Source organism: Caproiciproducens sp. LBM24188 (assembly GCF_054130445.1).
Window position 1 is genome coordinate 310236 of record NZ_CP196862.1, and the last position, 18121, is coordinate 328356.

The 18121-nt window shown below is 52.8% G+C and carries 20 protein-coding genes; 17 read left to right on the top strand and 3 right to left on the bottom strand.

The window, feature by feature from the left end; genetic code table 11:
• Positions 1–93: 93 nt before the first annotated feature.
• Complete coding sequence (locus ACSVDI_RS01415; protein WP_457941925.1) at positions 94–1515, bottom strand: IS1182 family transposase; 1422 nt, start codon at positions 1513–1515, stop codon at positions 94–96.
• Positions 1516–1767: 252 nt separating this feature from the next.
• Here ACSVDI_RS01415 and tnpA point away from each other — a divergent pair, with 252 nt between their 5' ends.
• From tnpA to ACSVDI_RS01460, 9 genes are all read left to right on the top strand, one after another.
• Positions 1768–2232 (top strand): IS200/IS605 family transposase, encoded by a 465-nt coding sequence (gene tnpA / locus ACSVDI_RS01420; protein WP_457942767.1) that lies wholly within the window; start codon positions 1768–1770, stop codon positions 2230–2232.
• A gap of 1016 nt (positions 2233–3248) precedes the next feature.
• Positions 3249–4400: a ubiquitin-like domain-containing protein gene (locus ACSVDI_RS01425; RefSeq protein WP_457945590.1), complete on the top strand. Its 1152-nt coding sequence runs from the start codon at positions 3249–3251 to the stop codon at positions 4398–4400.
• A 289-nt stretch (positions 4401–4689) separates the two neighbouring features.
• Positions 4690–4992 (top strand): hypothetical protein, encoded by a 303-nt coding sequence (locus ACSVDI_RS01430; protein WP_457944174.1) that lies wholly within the window; start codon positions 4690–4692, stop codon positions 4990–4992.
• Positions 4993–5065: 73 nt separating this feature from the next.
• Positions 5066–5362: a hypothetical protein gene (locus ACSVDI_RS01435; RefSeq protein WP_457944175.1), complete on the top strand. Its 297-nt coding sequence runs from the start codon at positions 5066–5068 to the stop codon at positions 5360–5362.
• A gap of 239 nt (positions 5363–5601) precedes the next feature.
• Entirely contained in the window at positions 5602–6252 is a 651-nt protein-coding gene (rpe, locus tag ACSVDI_RS01440; protein ID WP_457944176.1) for a ribulose-phosphate 3-epimerase, read from the top strand.
• A gap of 62 nt (positions 6253–6314) precedes the next feature.
• Positions 6315–7343 carry a 4Fe-4S dicluster domain-containing protein gene (locus tag ACSVDI_RS01445; RefSeq protein ID WP_457944177.1) on the top strand — a complete coding sequence of 343 codons (1029 nt, stop codon included), beginning with the start codon at positions 6315–6317 and terminating at the stop codon, positions 7341–7343.
• The gene (locus tag ACSVDI_RS01450; RefSeq protein ID WP_457944179.1) at positions 7340–8317 is read left to right on the top strand and encodes an RnfABCDGE type electron transport complex subunit D; all 978 of its coding nucleotides are present in this window, start codon (positions 7340–7342) and stop codon (positions 8315–8317) included. Before ACSVDI_RS01445 ends, ACSVDI_RS01450 begins: the two co-directional genes overlap by 4 nt.
• Positions 8307–8945 carry an Rnf-Nqr domain containing protein gene (locus tag ACSVDI_RS01455; protein ID WP_457944180.1) on the top strand — a complete coding sequence of 213 codons (639 nt, stop codon included), beginning with the start codon at positions 8307–8309 and terminating at the stop codon, positions 8943–8945. The genes ACSVDI_RS01450 and ACSVDI_RS01455 overlap by 11 nt, the downstream gene beginning before the upstream one ends.
• Positions 8942–9532: an Rnf-Nqr domain containing protein gene (locus ACSVDI_RS01460; protein ID WP_457944182.1), complete on the top strand. Its 591-nt coding sequence runs from the start codon at positions 8942–8944 to the stop codon at positions 9530–9532. The genes ACSVDI_RS01455 and ACSVDI_RS01460 overlap by 4 nt, the downstream gene beginning before the upstream one ends.
• A 170-nt stretch (positions 9533–9702) precedes the next feature.
• Here the strand turns inward: ACSVDI_RS01460 and ACSVDI_RS01465 are convergent, their stop codons facing one another.
• Both ACSVDI_RS01465 and ACSVDI_RS01470 read right to left on the bottom strand, forming a co-directional pair.
• Entirely contained in the window at positions 9703–10098 is a 396-nt protein-coding gene (locus ACSVDI_RS01465; RefSeq protein WP_457944184.1) for a hypothetical protein, read from the bottom strand.
• A gap of 74 nt (positions 10099–10172) precedes the next feature.
• Entirely contained in the window at positions 10173–10628 is a 456-nt protein-coding gene (locus tag ACSVDI_RS01470; protein WP_457944185.1) for a hypothetical protein, read from the bottom strand.
• Positions 10629–10933: 305 nt separating this feature from the next.
• Between ACSVDI_RS01470 and ACSVDI_RS01475 the strand changes: the two genes are divergently transcribed.
• The 8 genes from ACSVDI_RS01475 to ACSVDI_RS01510 all read left to right on the top strand — a co-directional run bounded on the left by ACSVDI_RS01475 (position 10934) and on the right by ACSVDI_RS01510 (position 18039).
• A complete protein-coding gene (locus ACSVDI_RS01475; protein WP_457944187.1) occupies positions 10934–11470 on the top strand; it encodes a stage V sporulation T C-terminal domain-containing protein in 537 nt (178 codons plus the stop codon).
• A gap of 186 nt (positions 11471–11656) precedes the next feature.
• Positions 11657–12157, top strand: a complete 501-nt coding sequence (locus ACSVDI_RS01480; protein WP_457944188.1) for a ribosome maturation factor RimP — start codon at positions 11657–11659, stop codon at positions 12155–12157.
• Positions 12154–13200 (top strand): transcription termination factor NusA, encoded by a 1047-nt coding sequence (gene nusA / locus ACSVDI_RS01485; protein WP_457944189.1) that lies wholly within the window; start codon positions 12154–12156, stop codon positions 13198–13200. The genes ACSVDI_RS01480 and nusA overlap by 4 nt, the downstream gene beginning before the upstream one ends.
• A gap of 102 nt (positions 13201–13302) precedes the next feature.
• Positions 13303–13572: an RNase P modulator RnpM gene (gene rnpM, locus ACSVDI_RS01490; protein WP_457944191.1), complete on the top strand. Its 270-nt coding sequence runs from the start codon at positions 13303–13305 to the stop codon at positions 13570–13572.
• Positions 13565–13882 (top strand): L7Ae/L30e/S12e/Gadd45 family ribosomal protein, encoded by a 318-nt coding sequence (locus ACSVDI_RS01495; protein ID WP_457944193.1) that lies wholly within the window; start codon positions 13565–13567, stop codon positions 13880–13882. Before rnpM ends, ACSVDI_RS01495 begins: the two co-directional genes overlap by 8 nt.
• Positions 13883–13885: 3 nt before the next feature.
• A complete protein-coding gene (gene infB / locus ACSVDI_RS01500) occupies positions 13886–16408 on the top strand; it encodes a translation initiation factor IF-2 (protein WP_457944195.1) in 2523 nt (840 codons plus the stop codon).
• A gap of 325 nt (positions 16409–16733) precedes the next feature.
• The gene (rbfA, locus tag ACSVDI_RS01505) at positions 16734–17096 is read left to right on the top strand and encodes a 30S ribosome-binding factor RbfA (protein ID WP_457944197.1); all 363 of its coding nucleotides are present in this window, start codon (positions 16734–16736) and stop codon (positions 17094–17096) included.
• Positions 17080–18039 (top strand): DHH family phosphoesterase, encoded by a 960-nt coding sequence (locus ACSVDI_RS01510; RefSeq protein WP_457944199.1) that lies wholly within the window; start codon positions 17080–17082, stop codon positions 18037–18039. The genes rbfA and ACSVDI_RS01510 overlap by 17 nt, the downstream gene beginning before the upstream one ends.
• Positions 18040–18121 lie beyond the last annotated feature (82 nt).

The window sequence follows — 18121 nt, forward strand, 5'->3', positions numbered from 1 at the left end:
TCAGCAAGAGATAAATTTTATCCAGAAGCTTTAAAGCCCCGGAAACTCAAGGTTTCCGGGGCTTCAGATTGTCGAAGAACCCATCCAACGCGGTTAAACGAAGGATGGGTTCTCTTGATAATATGCAGGATAGGAAAATAAGCAAAGTAAAATCAATAAAAACCCGGAGGGATGGCCATCCCTCCATTTCCACATTGCCAGCTTTTTGAGATTCATGGCAGCAAACTTAAGCTTAACCCAATTCGTCACTTGAGTTAAGCCCCGGTAGAGCGTGTACCGCATCCCATATTTCACTTTTGCATCGGCGAAGACACGCTCAATGGTTTCTTTTCGTTTTTTGTAAAGCTCTTTGTATTTCGGTGTGTGCCTGATATCTTCCGCAAGCTCCACATAATCCTGCCACACATGCCGCGTTACGGTTTTCGTACAGCTTTTACTTTCGGTGCAGCGAGAACGGAATGGACATTTTTCGCAGATGTAACTCCGGCTTTTGTATTCCCGGTATCCCTCACGGTTGGTTGTTGCATAATGCAGAACCTGATATTCAGGGCAGATCACACAGTCATAATATTCGTCGTATACATACTTCCACCATTCCAGATTTCCCGCTTTGGTCATTGGCCGCTTGTATGCTGTGGAAAGTACTCGCCCGTCGTCAAACACCCGTTTGCAGATATGCGGCGTTTTGTATGCGGCGTCCGCCACCACTGTTTCAATTTCAGGAAACCGTTCCGTCACTTTGTCATAGACCGCATCAAACGCCACGCTGTCGTGTACGTTTCCCGGAGTCACCTCAACGCCAAGGATAAAATTATGTTTGTCGCAGGCAGTATGCGCTTCGTAGGCAAAGCACTTCTTGTGTTCGCCCTTTTGAAACAGCCCGCTTTCCGGGTCTGTTTTGGACTCCGTGATTTCTTTTTCCTTCGGCGGTTTCGGAGTACTGTCGAATGGCTTCTTCCCATGATCTTCCCGATCAGCGTTAACCTCTTCCATTAATTCTGAGGCATATCGCTTTGCAGCCTGAGGGACTGCCTTTTTGATCTTCTTATTGATGTTGGCGTTTGCTTTGATATGTGTTCCATCTACAAATACTGCTTCCGGCTCCAAATATCCGGCGCAGTTTGCCTCCTGCAAAATCCACGAAAATACCTGTTCCACAGTTTCCTCTGTGAACCGGTGCTTAAAATTGTAACTCACAGTGGAGAAATGCGGCAGTTCCTCGTTCAGTGTATATCCTAGAAACCACCGGTAAGCGATATTCATATTGATTTCCTGCATTGTCCGGCGTAAAGAGGGAATTCCGTACAGATGCTGGATCAGAACAATCTTAAACAGGACAACCGGGTCCACACTGGGACGGCCGTTGCACTCACAATACAATGCTTCTACAAAGTCATAAATATGGTTAAAATCTACTGCTCCGTCAATCTTTCGCAGCAGATGATCCTGTGGCACCAATAGATCTGTATTCACAAATTCAACTGCATCTCTGCGCAGTTTTTCTCGTTCCAACATCTTTCATCACCTGCTTCTATTTTACCATTTTACAACCAAAAAGCCCAGCTTTCGCTGAACTTTTTCGACAGGCTGAAGCCCCGGAAACTCAAGGTTTCCGGGGCTTTTCTTTTTGTAATACGAAAACTCCCGGCTATGCCGGGAGTTCCAAAAAAGCTTTAGCGATGAGTATAGTAAAAAGCCTCCTTTTGATATAATAAAGCTGCGGTCTGCCAACTGCAACAAGACATATCAAAAGGAGGAACATTCGACATGAAGACGAATGACATAGATAGTTTAAACCATACGAGCTGGAATTGCAAATACCACATAGTGTTTGCTCCCAAGTACCGTAGAAAAGTAGCATATGGAAATATGCGGGTTGAGATAGGGAAAATATTAAGAGAACTGTGTAACTGGAAACAGGTGGAAATTGTAGAGGCAGAGGTTTGCCCCGACCATATACACATGTTGGTAAAGATACCACCGAAGATGAGCGTATCCGGATTCGTAGGGTTTCTCAAAGGGAAAAGCACCTTGATAATTTTTGAGAGGCATGCAAATTTGAAATACAAATATGGAAATCGTACATTCTGGTGCAGGGGATATTTTGTAGACACGGCAGGAAAGAATGACAAAGCAATAGCCGAGTATATCAAAAATCAACTGGCAGAAGACCAGATTGAAGACCAGATGACGCTAAAGGAGTACGTCGACCCGTTTACGGGTAGCAAGTAACAAGCTTTTGCAATTGGCAGACCGTACCAGCGCCTTGAGGCGCCGCCAGAAAAACAGGGCTTTGCCCGCATATGAAGAACCCCCGGCTTTGCCGGGGGGTAACTATTCCAAACAGAGACCATGGCTTTCTCTCTATATATAGAAGGAAGCGACAACAGATAAAATAGAAAATTTACTATTATATATAGAAAGAAAAAGAGCGATTATTTTTCAAACTTAAAACAAAAGTTATAGGTTATTATAGATTAAGTAAATTTTGATTTTTTATCCATAATTTATGACCGCATCATCTTATGGAAGAGGTCCAGAAAAACGCTACTATATATAGTAAGAAATTTCAGCCGAAAACGAGGGTAAAAGCAATGCAATTTTACACCCGGTTTGTTCAAAATAGAAAACAAGATAAATGGAAAAGGAATCCTAAATATTGACAAAAAGCGGCAATTATTATTCAAAATTAGAAAGAAAAAGAAAACTTTTGTGGAAGGAAAGGACACGGCGTAATTTTGCTAAATAATTGCAAAATATCCAAATTACGACAAACCAGATAAAATGCAGTAACAGAGCCATTTTTTAAAGAATTGCAAAGATATTACGTGCCGAAAAATGGCAGAAAAGTATCAAAATCGGCAAAAAAAACAGCACTGTAATATTTGTAACAAGTTTGTAACTTTCGAATTCTTGCAATTTGCACAGAAACGCTTCGGAGAAAATCCGCAGGAAAAGGGGAAAAGAACCTTACAAAGGCTAAAATAATTCTTTTTAAAAATAATTACAAATTTGTAATTGTACAAATTGCACAAATTCACATCTCTGTAACATTTGACAACTATGCATTCAGTGAATATAATTACTGCCATCGTGCATATCCTAAGAATTGATGGCTGGCAAATGTAGGGAAAAAATTTAACAAAAGACCCTGCCGGCACAAGGAAAAGGGTGAATTCATGCAATTTCTAAAGAGAATCAGTCCGCAAGTGCAAAATGTCATAAAAAGAGTCTCTGCTTTGGCGGTCATGATCGTAATTACGGTTAGTTCCGTCATTACCGTAGCGGCTTCTACGTGCAATGCCTTGGTAGAGTATAACGGCGAAAAGAAAAACGTGCAGCTCATGAGCAGCAGTACAGAGGATATTTTGAAGGCGGCCGGGGTTGAAACCCATCCTTCCGACCAGGTTACGCGGAAAGAAACTGGAACCGACGGCGAAATCACCATTGTGGTCCGTAGCGGTTACCGTGTAACAGTAAAGGCCGACGGCAAAACAGCCGCGGCGCAGGTTCATTACGGCGACACGGTGGCCAAAGCGCTGAGCACGGCGGGTATTACGCTGAAAGCAAACGATCAGGTAGAGCCTTCCGCAAGCGAACTGGTATCGGATGGATTGCAGATTGCCGTAAAGCGCCAGTATAACGTTGCGGTCACTGCCGATGGAAAGACCCAGTCTGTTCTGGTTCCGGAAGGTACTGTGGGGCAGGCACTGAGTCAGGCAAATGTTACCCTGGATGAGGATGACTTGGTTACGCCCGCAAAAGAAACTGCCGTGACGGAAAATATGAACATCAAGGTTTCCCGTGTGACGTTCCAAGAGGTTACTACCGTACAGCCGATTGCCTATTCCCATACGACTGTGAATGACGCTTCGCTTTATCAGGGCGAGAAAAAAATAAAAACACCCGGAAAGAACGGATCAAAAACCGTCGTAACCCGGCAGAAGCTGGTGGACGGCAAGCTGGTTTCCAGCGAAGTGGCCAGTACTTCCGTAACGGCGCAGCCAGTCGCCCAGGTGACCAGTGTGGGAACCAAAAAGCGCCCCGCCGCCGTTGCGAAGATTCGCGGCGACGGAACTGTGGTGGACCATTTGGGCAACACGATTCGTTATAAACAGTGTTTCACCGGAAAATGCACCGCGTATTCCGGCGGTGGACGCACCTCCACCGGCCGTGCGGTTTCCTTCGGTATGGTTGCGGTTAACCCAAACATCATTCCGTATGGCTCTCGGCTTTATATCTGCTCCACCGACGGCAAAACCGTTTACGGTTATGCCACTGCAGCAGATACTGGCACCGGTGTTATGAAGGGCCGCATTCTGGCAGATTTGTATTACCCAACGTCGAGCAAATGCAAGAGCTTCGGCGTACGCAATATGAATATTTACGTGTTGAGCTGAGTCCTGCCTGAAAACAGGAAAGGCTGGAGCTGCCTTGATTTCGATTTCCCCGTTGCGGCGGCGTTTCGACCGTGACGGAGCGTTCAAGAAGAAATGATTATTTTTCCCGACCGACGGGAACTTATTATACCAAAAAGAACGGGGCGCGCCCCGTTCTTTTTGCGTGTGGGATATCGGTGTACCGAAATAGTCTCAGGTGAAAAAATTCCCTTGCATTTAACAGAACATATGTGTTATTATAAGACAGGGTTAGAACATATGAGCGACGATCGATCGGAGGATTTTGATTATGGATACCATCATTGGTGTTTTGATGATAACACTTTCCGTTGGGATATTGGTCCTCTTTCGCCCGCGTTTTCAAAGCAGCCGCATCCTGAGCGGCATAGCTCTGGCCATGGGGCTGATGACGCTGGGAACCGCTTCGGGCGATATGGTGTACCAACTGTTTCAGCTTGCGATGCAGGCGACGGTCGCCGTTTGCTGTGTGTTGCAAATTCGCCGGGAGGCAGTGCTCCGCGCCCGCCGCGCCGCGCGGAAACGCAGCAGCGACTTGCACAGGGCCAGCCGGGAGGCCAGAAACTGCGCGTAATGCTTGACAAGTCGGGTTTTCCAAGCTATAGTGAAATTACAGAATGTTACAGCGGTTTGAATGGGGGATTCGTGTGGCTTATCTTTACGCTGCCATGTGGCTGGCGGCAGGTCTGATCCTGATTTTTCGAATGGGAAAGGAAAACCGGGTCTTTTACGCAGCCGGCGCTTTTTTTCTGCTGCTGGGCGGATGGTGGCTTGCCGACGCGCTCCTTCCGGGGGATCAGTTCGCGGGAACGGCCGGCTGGGTGCTGCGGGGCATCACGTTTGCGGCACTGCTGGTCATGTGTGTCGCGTTCTTTCGGGAGAACCGAAAGGAAAAACAAATGCAGAGCCCGGAACAAACCGATGGGGACAAGCCCGAGAAGTAACCTGGGCTGTTGAGGGAAAGGTGAAAAATCACTGCCAAAACGGGGCAGGGTGCATAAAATAGAGTGCGGGGCATACTTTGACCGCTTTATATAGATTGCCCGTCGGAGCTGGTTTCCGGCGGGCACCTATTTATTTTACGGGGCATGCGGCAGGGTTGAAAAGCGGCGCGTTTTAGGGTAGAATAATACAAAAGATTACCGGGGCCGCCGCAGGGCAGTTCCTCATGGAGGATTTAAAAATGTTGATTGCACCTTCCGTACTGGCATCCGATTTTTCACAGCTGGGAAACGAAGTAAAGCGGGTTGCCGCTGCAGGCGCCGACTGGATTCATCTGGATATTATGGACGGGCATTTTGTTCCGAATATTACGTTCGGTGCGCCGGTTGTTGCGTCCATCCGCAACCACACGGACAAGCTGTTTGATGTACACCTGATGTTGGACGAGCCGCTCCGCTATGTGCCGGACTTTTTAAAGGCGGGCGCGGACCTGATTACGTTTCATATCGAATCCCAGTCAGACCCGAAAAAGACGATTGCCGCCATTCGGGAAGGCGGCGCTAAGGCCGCACTTTCCGTCAAGCCCGGCACGCCGGTGGAGGCAGTTTATCCTTTTTTGGACGACCTGTATATGGTGCTGGTCATGACGGTGGAACCCGGGTTTGGCGGTCAGGCGTTTATGGAGGACATGATGCCGAAGGTCGAGGCGCTCAAAAAGAGGAAGCCGCAGCTGATGGTAGAAGTGGACGGCGGAATCGGCGTCCAGACAATCGGTGTGGCGGCGCGCGCGGGCGTGGATGTCTGTGTGGCGGGGACCAGTGTGTTCCGGTCGCCGGATGCACAACAAGCGATTGCAGAACTGAAGGCCGCGGCGCAAAACGCCCTGCGGTAAGAGCGAAGTACAAACAGAACGCATTGGGTGGGTTTAGTTTAAAGCGAACGGGGTGACAGGGCGTGATATTCAAACACGGCGTCATGTTGGAGCAGCACAGGGAAGAATCCCTGAAATATCCGATTCAGACGGTTCCGACGCCAGAGGGATTTCCCCGGCCGAAGTACTTTGCTCCGCCCAAGGGGAAACCCGGTACAGAGGCCATTCTTCAGGCCGCAGAGGCAGCGGGCATTGTGGATGAATTTGACGGTGTGCCCCTCAGCCAGAAGCTGAAGCGGATGCGGCGGCTGAAAATCAACACCGTTTTGGCCTGCTGCGCGGATGAGGACCCCTACATTTCCGGGGCTGCCGCCGTTTTGCGCGAAAACCCGGACGCGGTGATTTCCGGTTTGCTGCTTGCTGCGCGTGCCTGCGGCGCGAAGGAAAATAAGATCGTCGTGGAAACGAAGCGGGAAGCAAAGGAAATCCGCAGGAAAAATCCGAATGCGGAATTGATTGTGTCGGGGACGCGCTATCCTGCGCGTGCCCTGTTGAAACGAAAACTTCAAGCGGCGGGGAAAAAGACCGCATATGTGGGGGCCCAGGCCTGTATTGCGCTGGCTCAGGCGCTGGACGACGGAAAAATGCAGAGTGAAACCGTCATTACGGTAGCGGGCGATGCGGTGGAGACCCCCTCCAACCTGCGGGTGCGCATCGGCGTGCCGCTGCAGACCCTGTTTGATTTCTGCGGGGTGAGCGACCGGGCCCGCGCGGTTTATATTGGCTCTTCCATTGCGGGGAAAATGGTCACCGACCTGAGTACGCCGGTGACGGCGGATACCCGCTGCGTAATTGCAACCCTGCGCGTGCCGAAGCGGAAAGTCTATTCCTGTGTGGGCTGCGGCCGTTGCAGCCGCGCATGTCCCCGAGGCATTGTACCGTGGCGCATTTTGCGGGAAGTCGGGCGGGAAAAACCCGATCCGCTGCGCATGCTGAATGCGCAGAAATGCATTCGCTGTGCTTCCTGCTCATTGGTGTGCCCTTCCGGTATCGATTTGGCGGGCGCGGTTTCTAAGGCTGCGGCCATCCGAAAGAGCGGTGATTTTGATTGAACCTAAAAAGAACAAACGTGCCGCTTATCCGGAGCGAGTCCACGGTGGCCTCTATGATGCGCGACGCGCTGTTTGCGCTGGTGCTGCTGCTGGTGCTGCCGGTGGTCCGCTATGGGTTCCGTCCGGCGGTCATGGCCGTGGTGACGGCGGCCGTGTGCGCTGTTTCGGAAGTGCTGTTTAACCTGATTCGAAAGCTGAACCGGGGGCTGAGCGACTGTTCCCCTATGGTAACCGGATTTATCATTGCGTTGATGATGCCGGTTAACGCGCCGCTCTGGCTCCCCTGTACAGCGGGCCTGTTCGCGATTCTGGTTGCAAAGGGGCCGTTCGGCTCCACCGGGCGCAACCCATTCAATCCGGCCGCGGCGGGAATCGCTTTTGTAACGGTCTGCTGGCCAAGCCTGGTGTTTTCCTATTGCGACCCCGAGCTGGTACGAAACCTGCCTTTGTTTGCGGATTGTTCCGTGCCGACGGCTGTTTCGCCCGACGCAGTGCTAAAAAGTGGGCTGAAGCCGCAGATTTTGCCGTTCGATATGCTTTGGGGCGATTTCCCGGGTCCGGTCGGCACCACAGCGGTGCTGGTGGTGGCGGCATGCGGACTGTATTTGTTTTTGAAGCGCACCGCCCGGTGGGAAATTACAGCATTCTTTCTGGCTGCGGCAGCTTTCATCGCTGCATTTTTTCCGCGCATCGCGTGCAGTGCAATGACTTCTGTAAAATATGAGCTGCTTTCCGGTTCTTTACTGTTTTGCTCGGTATTTCTGGTAACAGATCCTGTCACCGCCCCGCATACTACGGCCGGGCGGTGCATGTACGGCGCATTTGCGGGCGCCATGGTTATGGTGTTTCGGCGGTACGGCGCATATCAGCAGGGCGCCGTTTTCGCGGTGCTGATTGCCAACGCGCTGGCGCCGCTGATGGATGACCTTGTGTTCCGGGCAAGAGGGTGGGGGAGTGAGCTTCGTGAAATATAAAGGCCTTTACCGGGGCACCACGAAAATATTTGTCAACGGATATTTTTATCGCAACCCCGTGCTGATTGCGGCGCTTGGGCTTTACCCAGTGGCGGCGGCGGGCTATAACCTGCGCAATGCGGTGGAGCTTTCTCTGCTGTTTTTGTTTCTTTCCCTGCCGGTGGGGTTAATTGCCTGCATGGTGGGCCAGATGATTCCCTACTGGGCGCGCCCCGGCGTTATTCTTGCCGCGGCGGGTGTGTGCTGGCTGCCAGCCGCCTGGCTGACGGAGCGAGTGCTGCCCGGTTCTATTACGGCGCTCGGGATGTTCGGCGGGTTAATGGTCTGTAATTCCGTGATTTTGTCCCGTGCGACAGAATATGATGTGACGCACATTGCGCCCGCGGTTGTTGCCGACGCAGTGGGAAGCTCGGTTGGGTTTGCGCTGGTGATCTGCTTCTGCGGCATCGTGCGCGAGCTGTGGCTTAAGGGGAGCCTTTGGGGCGTGAACACAGGAGTTTACGGCACCGGGGACGGAGGCATTTCGCTGCCGTTTTTCGGGTTTATCCTAGTGGGATTTTTGGCGGCATTCCTGCAGTGGATTAACCGCGTTCGGGGAGACAAGCAGAAGAAGGGGATGCGTGAATGAACGATTTCTTGCAGGTGCTGATGACCGCGCTGGCGGCGCTGACCGTGGAAAATGCTCTGTTTTCCGGGGGGATTGGATTCGGAAAAATGCTTCGCGCCGCCCGCCGCCCACGGCAAATTCGCATGCATTCGCTGCTGGTCGCCTGGTTTTCGCTGATTTCCATTCTGCTTGGCTCGGTGCTGAACCCGGTCATTCAGGAAAACGAGGTTTTGCAGTTTATGCGGCCCGCCCTGTACGCGCTCTTCACCGCGGCGGCATATCTGCTGTTTGCGTTTCTGGTGAAAGCGTTCTTGCCGAAATTCCATATCAAGTACGGGGAGTTGCTTGCCCCGGCGGCGATCAATACGGTGGTGCTTGCCATGCCGTATGTGCAGAAAGCCTTTAAACTTTCACCGTTTCAGGCGGTGGGGTACGCGCTGGGAACCGGTGCTGCGTTTTACCTTGGTTCGCTGATTTTAGCGGGGGCCGCCCTGCACTGCAAGGATGAGGAGTGCCCCAAAGCCTTTGCAGGCTTGCCGTCCCTGCTGATTTACATTGGAATTTTATCACTCGCATTTGCAGGTTTTACGGGCGCAAAGCTGTTTTAAAAACGAAAAAAGGGCGCCGCGAAATGAATTTCCATTCATTGCGCGGCACCCTTTTTGCTTTGATTCCATTTTAGGGAACGCCGATGGATCCGTAACACGAAATTCAAAGCCAAACGCATCGGCCGCCGATTTTCCTCTGTGGCGGCTTCGGAAGAAAAAAGTAGGCGCCCTTAGTGTTGCAAGGTGTTCCGAAGATATGTATCGATTAGCCGGCGCTTGTTCCAAATCCTCAACCGTTTCTTGGGGGCGTTGCTGCCGGGGACGGACGGTACCTCCCCTGGGAATTCCAATATATTTCCTTGGGAAAGGATTTCGTTCATAAACCAGTCCTCTGTTGCAAGAGCCAGCCAGGGCTCGGACGCGGCGTTGGTTTCCTCGTCCGCAGTTCGGAAGGGCTGGTCGATTTTCAGTGGATTGCAGGGCACAAGAGGCGGACTTTCCAAGTCCGTCATCAGCGACTGTTCCCTGACGTGGTAAAGAACCAGTCCGCTGCACGGGGTATCCCAGTATTCACCGGTGGGCAGATTCATTTTGTTCAGTAATTCGATGAGCTCGTCCTTTTTCATATGGTGGTGTTCTCCTGATTAAATTCCATGCGGATAACAGGGGAGGCCGCCGGAAAGACACGGCGGATTTCGTGTTAATATTTGGCAGCCTTTACAAAGTCATCCACTTGGTTTTGATGGCCGGAATTTGCTTTGCCGTAAAGAAGGGTGTCGTTCATACGGATAATGGTATAATTCAGTTCCCCATTGACCACGGTGAATTTGTTATAGGAGGAAGAGTCCAGCGTGGTGGTTTTTGCGCCGGTTCCCTGGGAAACGTTTGCTTTCACGGAGGTGTAGGCAGTCTGTGCGTCGGACTCAGTTTTAAAAGTGATAAAGATCAGCTGCGTCTGCGTTTTGGAGTCGTCAGCCTGCAGATACTTGACGACGGCAGTGTTCGTCGCGCTCTGTTCCGTTACGGTAAAACCCAGATCCTTTGCCTGCTTGGAAAACTCGTCTGCAGAAATCGGGGTGCGCGCGGAACAGCCCGCCAGGGAAAAGAACAGGACCATAGTCAGCAGAATAGAGAAAAACAGAATCCTTTTTTTCAACAATAAAACCTCCAGTAAAAACGGTCGAAAGATCGTACTTTGCGTTGTAAAAAATGTGTGACCGGACCGAAGCCCGGAATAAAAATATTATAGTACGCGAAGCCTTGGTTTACAAGAAAAAAGCGGTGCACAGTATAAAAAATTTGCTCGCCTTTTTGAATTGTTGGAAAATACCGATTTCTGGCGGCACAAGCCCCAGAAATGCAGAAAACAATTTCCAGAAACACCCTTGTAAAATCCTGCATAGCAAGGACTTTCTGGAGGATAATAAGTCATGACAACACCGCACACAGGAGGTAATAATTGTGAAAGCAACAGGTATAGTCAGAAGAATTGATGATTTAGGCAGAGTTGTCATTCCAAAGGAAATCCGCCGTACCCTCCGTATCCGCGAAGGTGACGCGCTTGAAATTTTTACAGATACACAGGGTGGTGTGATTTTTAAAAAATATTCGCCGGTCGGCGAACTTTCCTCATTTGCCGCTCAATACTGCGATGTGCTGGCCAAATCCGCCGGCCTGCCCACACTGGTCTGCGACCGTGACCACGTCGTCGCGGCGGCAGGCGTTTCCCGCAAGGAATACCTGGAACGCCGCGTAACCCCCGACCTGGAAGATTATATGCAGAATCGGCGCTCGTTTGTCAGCACCGGAAAATCTGAGCTGTTTCCGGTGGAAGGCATCGACCGTCCTGCCGCGGTAGTCTTCCCGATTATCGCGTCCAGTGATGTAACAGGTGCGGTTGTTCTGTTGGAAGGGGACACCGAAACCGTCCCCGGGGAATCCGAAACCAAGCTGGCACAGGTCGCGGCGGGTTTTCTTGGCAAACAAATGGAGGAATAACGGCAAATCGTGTCCGGGGCCGGACGCACTGCAAAAGCAAAGCGCCGGGCCCCGGCAGTTACAGTTTTTTCCCGATTTTCCCTTGCAATTATGCTTCGATTGTGTTATCATAATCAAAGTAATATTAAGTTAGGATGAAAGAGTGGGGCGACCCGCTCTTTTGTTTGTATTATGAGGTGAATCGATTTGGCTTATTCAAAAAAAGGCGGAAACACGGTAGAAGTGGTCCGTGCGCTCGCGGAGCCGATTGCGGCCGGTCTGGGGCTGAGCGTTTGGGATGTTCGTTTCCTGAAAGAGGGCGCCGATTGGTTCCTTCGCATTTTCATCGATAAGCCCGGAGGGGTCGGTATCGATGACTGCGAGGCCATGAGCCGTGCCATTGATAAACCATTGGATGAGCTGGATCCGATTGACCAGTCGTACTGCCTGGAGGTTTCTTCCCCCGGAATGAACCGGGAACTGGTTCGTCCGGAGCATTTTGCGGCGTTTTTGGACTCGCCGGTGCGTGTAAAGCTGATTCGCCCGCGTGAGGATGGCGCCCGCACACTGGACGGGACTTTGAAACGCTATGAAAACGGCGAAATCCAGCTTCAGGCGGACGATGGGGAGCTGCTTGTTTTGAACTTGAAGGACACCGCGTCCGTACGGGTTTTGGATGATGATTTTATTGGAGGGATTGAGGAATGAATAACGAGGTTTTCGAGGCGTTGAGCCTTTTGGAAAAGGAGCGCGGCATTCCAGTTGATTTTATGCTGGATCGGATTAAAAAGGCGATTGTGACCGCCTGCAAGAACAGCTATGGCAACGAGGATTGTGAGGTTGACATGGACCCCGCAAAAGGAACGTTCGATGTTTTCCTGCGCAAGACCGCCGTTGAGGACATAACCAATCAGGGCACGGAAATTCTTCTGGAAAAGGCCCGGGAGATCGATCCCTCCGCTGTGCCGGGCGACACGGTCGCGGTGCCGCTTAACACCAAGGAGTTCGGCCGCATTGCGGCGCAGACTGCGCGCAACATCATCCGTCAGGGCATCCGCGACGGTGAACGCGGGCAGATGCTGCAGGAGTTCCAGAGCAAGCATCAGGAGCTTGTAACCGCGCGCGTGGAGCGTATTGACCCCCGTACCGGCGCGGCAACGTTGATCATCGGCAAGGCCGAGGCGGTCCTGCCCAAAAGCGAGCAGGTTGCAGATGAGAAAATTACGGAGGGTGACCTCATTAAAGTTTATGTGGTAGATGTAAAGGAAACGGAAAAAGGCCCCCGCGCCATGATCAGCCGGGTGCATCCGGACCTGGTGAAACGCCTGTTTGAAACCGAGGTCCCCGAAATTTACGACGGAACCGTGGAAATTAAGGCGGTCGCCAGAGAAGCTGGTTCCCGCACGAAAATTGCCGTGCTGAGCCACAACGCCGACGTGGACGCAGTCGGCGCGTGCATTGGCGCGCGCGGTACGCGAGTTTCCAATATTGTGAATGAACTGGGCGGGGAGAAAATCGACATCGTGGAATACAACGAAGATCCGGTTAAGTTCATTGCCAGCGCGCTTTCCCCGGCGGACGTACTTTCGGTTGTTCCAGCGGAGGACGGCAGCCATTCCTGCCGTGTGACCGTTCCCGACAGCCAGCTTTCGCTTGCCATTGGCAACAAGGGCCAGAACGCGCGTCTTGCCGCCAAGCTGACTGGCTGGAAAATCGACATTAAGCCGGAAAGCGGATTCTTCGGCGAATAACACAGGTTCTGACTGGAATCAGGGAATAACCGGCGGACATTCGCAGTTTGTTTGTTTCAGCCGTTTTTATAGATATTTTCGAAATGAAAGGCGGTATGTGCAATGCATCCCAAGAAAGTGCCGATGCGTATGTGCACGGGCTGCGGCCAGATGAAACCGAAAAAGGAACTGGTAAGGGTGGTAAAGTCCCCCGAGGACGAAATCTCCTTAGACCTAACGGGCCGTAAACCGGGGCGCGGCGCTTATGTCTGCAAAAGCGCAGACTGCCTGAAAGCCGCCCGCAAAGCGAGAAAGTTTGAAAAAGCCTTCTCCTGTAAAATTCCGGACGAAGTATACGACCGTATGGAGGAGGAAATCAGCCAAAATGAGTGATGCGCTGCTGCACTTTTTGGGCTTGGCCCGCCGGGCCGGAAAACTTTCGCTTGGCAGCGACCCCGCACAGGAGTCCCTGCGGAAAGGCCGCGCACGGCTGGTCCTTTTGGCGAGCGACCTTTCTCCCCGCACGGCCGGTGGAGTGGAGCTTGCGGCGAAAGAAAAAGGCGTTGCCGTGGTGAAAATCGGGGCAACCATGGATGAAATCAGCACGGCTCTCGGCAAGCGGACCGGCGTGGTTGCGGTGAATGACCCGGGGTTTGCGAAAAAACTGATTGCGCTGTGCGCGGATGAACGAGGAGGAATCTGATATATGATGATAAAGTACAGGGTCCATGAAGTGGCAAAGGACCTGAATCTGTCCAACAAGGACGTCATCGACGTCCTGCAGAAATATACGGGTGAAACAAAAAAACATATGACCGCTTTAACGGAAGACGAACTGGATTTGGTGTTTGAAACCTTTACCCAGAGTCATCAACTGGCAAGTCTGGATTCCTACTTCGCGCAGGCGTCCCAGCGGGAAGTGGTGGTAGAGCAGGAGCGCACCGGCCTTACCGTGGAAGCGGCAAAGCCGCAGGAAAAAGCATCGGCCAAGGCGGCGCACACCCAGCCGTCGGCTTCTGCACAGAATAAGCAGGCGGCCGCGAAATCAACCCAGCAGTCGCCCCGCAAGGCGGTAAAACCCGGCAAGATTACGCCGGTCGGCCCCGCCCCAACGGCGAACCGTGCTGCTGCATCCAAGCAGCCTGCCAAGGCAGCGCAGAACAGCCAGCGTGCGGCTCAGAACCAGCCGAATGCTGCGGCGCACAAGCCCCAGCAGAGCGCAGCCCCCAAAGATACCTCCAACACCATTCGCCGGCCGGAGGGCCGTATTGTAGACACCCGCGCCGCACATGTGGAGCTGGACCGCTACAATGAAAAATACGACCGTCTTGCCTCCGAAAAGGTCCGTACAACGGACAATACCGTGCAGAAGCAGAAGCTGACACAGCGCAGCAGCCAGTATCGCGGCAAGCCGAAGAACTCCCGCAAGGAAACGGAAGCAGAGCGTCTGCGCCGCATTGCGCTGGAACGCAAGGCAAAGCCGATTACCGTTCAGATTCCGGATGAAATCACGGTCGGTGAGCTGGCGCTCCGGTTGAAGGCGACCGCGGCAGAAGTCATCAAGAAGCTGATGGGCCTGGGCGTGTTCGCCACGGTGAACGACGTCATTGATTTTGATACCGCATCGCTTGCCGCTATGGAATTCCATGCTAAGGTAGAAAAGGAAGTTGTCGTTACCATTGAGGAACGCATCATCGACGACAGCGAGGACGAGGACGACAATTTGGTTCCCCGCGCGCCGGTTGTGGTGGTTATGGGCCACGTTGACCACGGCAAAACCTCTTTGCTTGACGCCATTCGCCATGCCAACGTGACCGCGACCGAAGCGGGCGGCATTACGCAGCACATCGGCGCCTATCAGGTTGCGGTGGGTGACCGCAACGTAACATTCCTGGATACCCCGGGTCACGCGGCGTTTACCACCATGCGTGCCAGAGGCGCTCAGGTAACGGATATTGCCGTGCTGGTGGTTGCTGCGGATGACGGTATCATGCCGCAGACGGTTGAGGCCATCAACCATGCCAAGGCCGCAAATGTTTCGATTATTGTTGCGATTAATAAAATGGATAAGCCCGGCGCAAACCCACAGCACGTAATGGAACAGCTGACCGAATACGAGCTGGTTCCGGAAGAGTGGGGCGGCGACACCCCGTGTATCCCGGTTTCTGCTGTGACAAAGCAGGGCATTCAAGAGTTGCTGGAAATGATTCTTCTGGTAGCCGATATGAAAGAACTGAAAGCCAACCCGGACCGCGCCGCAAGGGGTACCGTGATTGAAGCGCGGCTGGATAAGGGCCGCGGCCCGATTGCTACTATGCTGGTTCAGAACGGCACCCTGCACACTGGCGACATCCTTGTTGCCGGCACCAGTGTGGGCCGTGTGCGCGCCATGACCAACGCTAATGGGCAGAGGATTAACGAGGCCGGCCCAAGCGTTCCGGTTGAAATCACCGGCCTGGACGATGTGCCGACTGGCGGCGACACTTTCAACGCCGTTTCGGATGAACGCCTTGCAAGGGAGCTGGTGGAACAGCGCCGCAACCAGCAGAAGGAAGAGATGTTCAACTCCCGCACCAAGGTTACGCTCGACAATCTGTTTGAGCAGATGAAGCAGGGCGATATGAAGGAACTGCAGATTATCGTGAAGGCGGACGTTCAGGGTTCGGTGGAAGCGGTTCGTCAGTCGCTGGAAAAACTGAGCAACGACGAGGTGCGTGTGAACGTGATTCACAGCGGCGTCGGCGCCATCAGCGAATCCGACGTGATGCTTGCCACCGCTTCCAACGCGATTATCGTGGGATTTAACGTACGCCCCGACCCGGTCGCAGAGGAAAACGCCAAGCGCGACGGCGTAGATATGCGCTTGTACCGCATTATTTACGACTGCATTGAAGAAATCGAGTCCGCCATGAAGGGTATGCTCGCGCCGAAGTACCGCGAGGTTATGCTCGGCAAGGCGGAATGCCGCGAGGTATATAAGATTACGAACGTCGGCACGATAGCCGGTGCCCATGTTACTACTGGCAAGGTGACCCGCGCCGCCCAGATCCGTGTGGTGCGCGACGGCATTGTCATTACCGAAGACAAGGTTGCCTCGCTCCGGCGCTTTAAGGATGACGTGAAGGAAGTCGCCGAAGGCTACGACTGCGGCATCGGGCTGGAACATTTCAGCGATATCAAGGTTGGCGATATTCTGGAAGCCTTTATGATGGAGGAATACCGCGATTAACCTGCCCTGCGCGGAATAACAGGAACTGGGGCAGCATCACGCGGTATTTTAGGATGCGGGTCGAATGGACCCAGGGATCACTTTTCTTGCCGTAATGCGGCGTGTTCAAGCAGCCAATCGTAAATAAAACGTGATTTTTTTATTACACTAGTCAATGCCGTGGCATTTGCCGCGGCATTGACTGAGTAATCGCTGATTCTGCCGCAAAGGGCCTTAATCAGTGGTTCTCTGGGCTCGATTAGAAACAATCGGCCAGTTTTATGGCTTTGTTTACTGTTATGAACAAGCCGGAAAAATTCTGAATAAAATTAAGGGGGATACCATTATGGCCAGCCACAAACTGGGACGCGTGACCGAGGATATACGACGCGAACTGACCGCGATTTTTCGGGAACTGAAAGACCCGCGCGTGCAGGGATTAATCAGCATAGTCCGCGTGGAGGTCACGAACGATCTCTCCTTCTGCACCGTGTATATCAGCGCCATGGAAGGAATGGAACGTGCCAAGCAGGCTGTGGCGGGGCTGAAATCCGCCTCCGGCTTCATTCGGCATGAACTGGGCAATCGGCTTCAGCTCCGCCATGTTCCGGAGCTGCTGTTTAAGCCGACCGATTCCATTGAATACGGCGCGAACATCAGCAAGCTGCTGAACGACCTGAGGAGTGATCAGAATGATCCGTCTGAATGAAGCGGCGGATTTCCTACTGGCAAAGGACCGATTTGTCATTCTGAGCCACAACTACCCCGACGGGGACACGCTGGGTTCTTCCACGGCCCTGTGCAGGGGACTGCAAAAGCTGGGCAAGCACGCCATGATTCGCTGCTCCGACGAAATTGGGGCGAAGTACCGGTATTTGTTCGAGGGGGTCACCCCGGAGGACTTTACGCCGGAAACCGTGGTCGCGGTTGATATTGCCGACACCGCCCTGTTCGGCGAACCGCTGCTCAGCCTGTATGGGGAGAAGGTCGATCTTTGCATCGACCATCATCCGTCCAACACCGGCTACGCCGCACGGAGCTATGTGGACCCGAAAGCGGCGGCGACTTGTGAAATTATCTTCGATCTGCTCCGCCTGCTCGGCGTGGAGCTGGATGTTTTTCTTGCCGCCAGCCTGTACACCGGCATTACGACGGACACGGGCGGCTTTAAATATACCAACGTCACCCCGCGCACCTACCGCATTGCTGCGGATTTGGTGGAAACAGGTTGCGATGCGCCCGGAATCAACCGGAGCATGTTCGACACGAAAAGCCGCGCCCATATGGAGCTGGAACGCCGCGTGATGGACACCATGGAGTATTCTCACAATGACCGCATTGCTGTTGTTTCCGTAACCCAGCAGATGATCCGGGAAACGGGTGCAACAGAAGACGATATGGACGGCATTTCCTCCATTCCGCGCCAGGTGGAAGGTGTACTGGTCGGTATTACCGTGCGCGAAAAAGCGGAGGGCGGCTATAAGATTTCTCTGCGCGCCCAGCGGCCGGTGAACGCTTCCGAAATCTGCGCCAAGTTCGGCGGCGGCGGGCACCCCGGTGCGGCGGGATGCACCCTGCAAACTACGTTGGAGGAAGCCAAGGCACAGGTTGTTGCGGCGGCCTCGGCGTATTTAAAGCAATTAAACTTATAGCCGTACGGGTTGTTCTGCTGCGATACGGCTTGATTTCATTTCACTCCATGGAACGTAAGGGTTCCTGGGGAAAGGCAGATTC

What these genes read in the sequence shown, in the direction of transcription:
- ACSVDI_RS01415 (WP_457941925.1), bottom strand. Translation starts at nt 1,515, where the DNA reads ATGTTGGAACGAGAAAAACTGCGCAGAGATGCAGTTGAATTTGTGAAT.
- ACSVDI_RS01495 (WP_457944193.1), top strand. Translation starts at nt 13,565, where the DNA reads ATGAGTGATGCGCTGCTGCACTTTTTGGGCTTGGCCCGCCGGGCCGGA.
- ACSVDI_RS01465 (WP_457944184.1), bottom strand. Translation starts at nt 10,098, where the DNA reads ATGAAAAAGGACGAGCTCATCGAATTACTGAACAAAATGAATCTGCCC.
- rbfA (WP_457944197.1), top strand. Translation starts at nt 16,734, where the DNA reads ATGGCCAGCCACAAACTGGGACGCGTGACCGAGGATATACGACGCGAA.
- tnpA (WP_457942767.1), top strand. Translation starts at nt 1,768, where the DNA reads ATGAAGACGAATGACATAGATAGTTTAAACCATACGAGCTGGAATTGC.
- rpe (WP_457944176.1), top strand. Translation starts at nt 5,602, where the DNA reads ATGTTGATTGCACCTTCCGTACTGGCATCCGATTTTTCACAGCTGGGA.
- ACSVDI_RS01430 (WP_457944174.1), top strand. Translation starts at nt 4,690, where the DNA reads ATGGATACCATCATTGGTGTTTTGATGATAACACTTTCCGTTGGGATA.
- infB (WP_457944195.1), top strand. Translation starts at nt 13,886, where the DNA reads ATGATGATAAAGTACAGGGTCCATGAAGTGGCAAAGGACCTGAATCTG.
- ACSVDI_RS01425 (WP_457945590.1), top strand. Translation starts at nt 3,249, where the DNA reads ATGATCGTAATTACGGTTAGTTCCGTCATTACCGTAGCGGCTTCTACG.
- rnpM (WP_457944191.1), top strand. Translation starts at nt 13,303, where the DNA reads ATGCATCCCAAGAAAGTGCCGATGCGTATGTGCACGGGCTGCGGCCAG.
- ACSVDI_RS01510 (WP_457944199.1), top strand. Translation starts at nt 17,080, where the DNA reads ATGATCCGTCTGAATGAAGCGGCGGATTTCCTACTGGCAAAGGACCGA.
- ACSVDI_RS01460 (WP_457944182.1), top strand. Translation starts at nt 8,942, where the DNA reads ATGAACGATTTCTTGCAGGTGCTGATGACCGCGCTGGCGGCGCTGACC.
- nusA (WP_457944189.1), top strand. Translation starts at nt 12,154, where the DNA reads ATGAATAACGAGGTTTTCGAGGCGTTGAGCCTTTTGGAAAAGGAGCGC.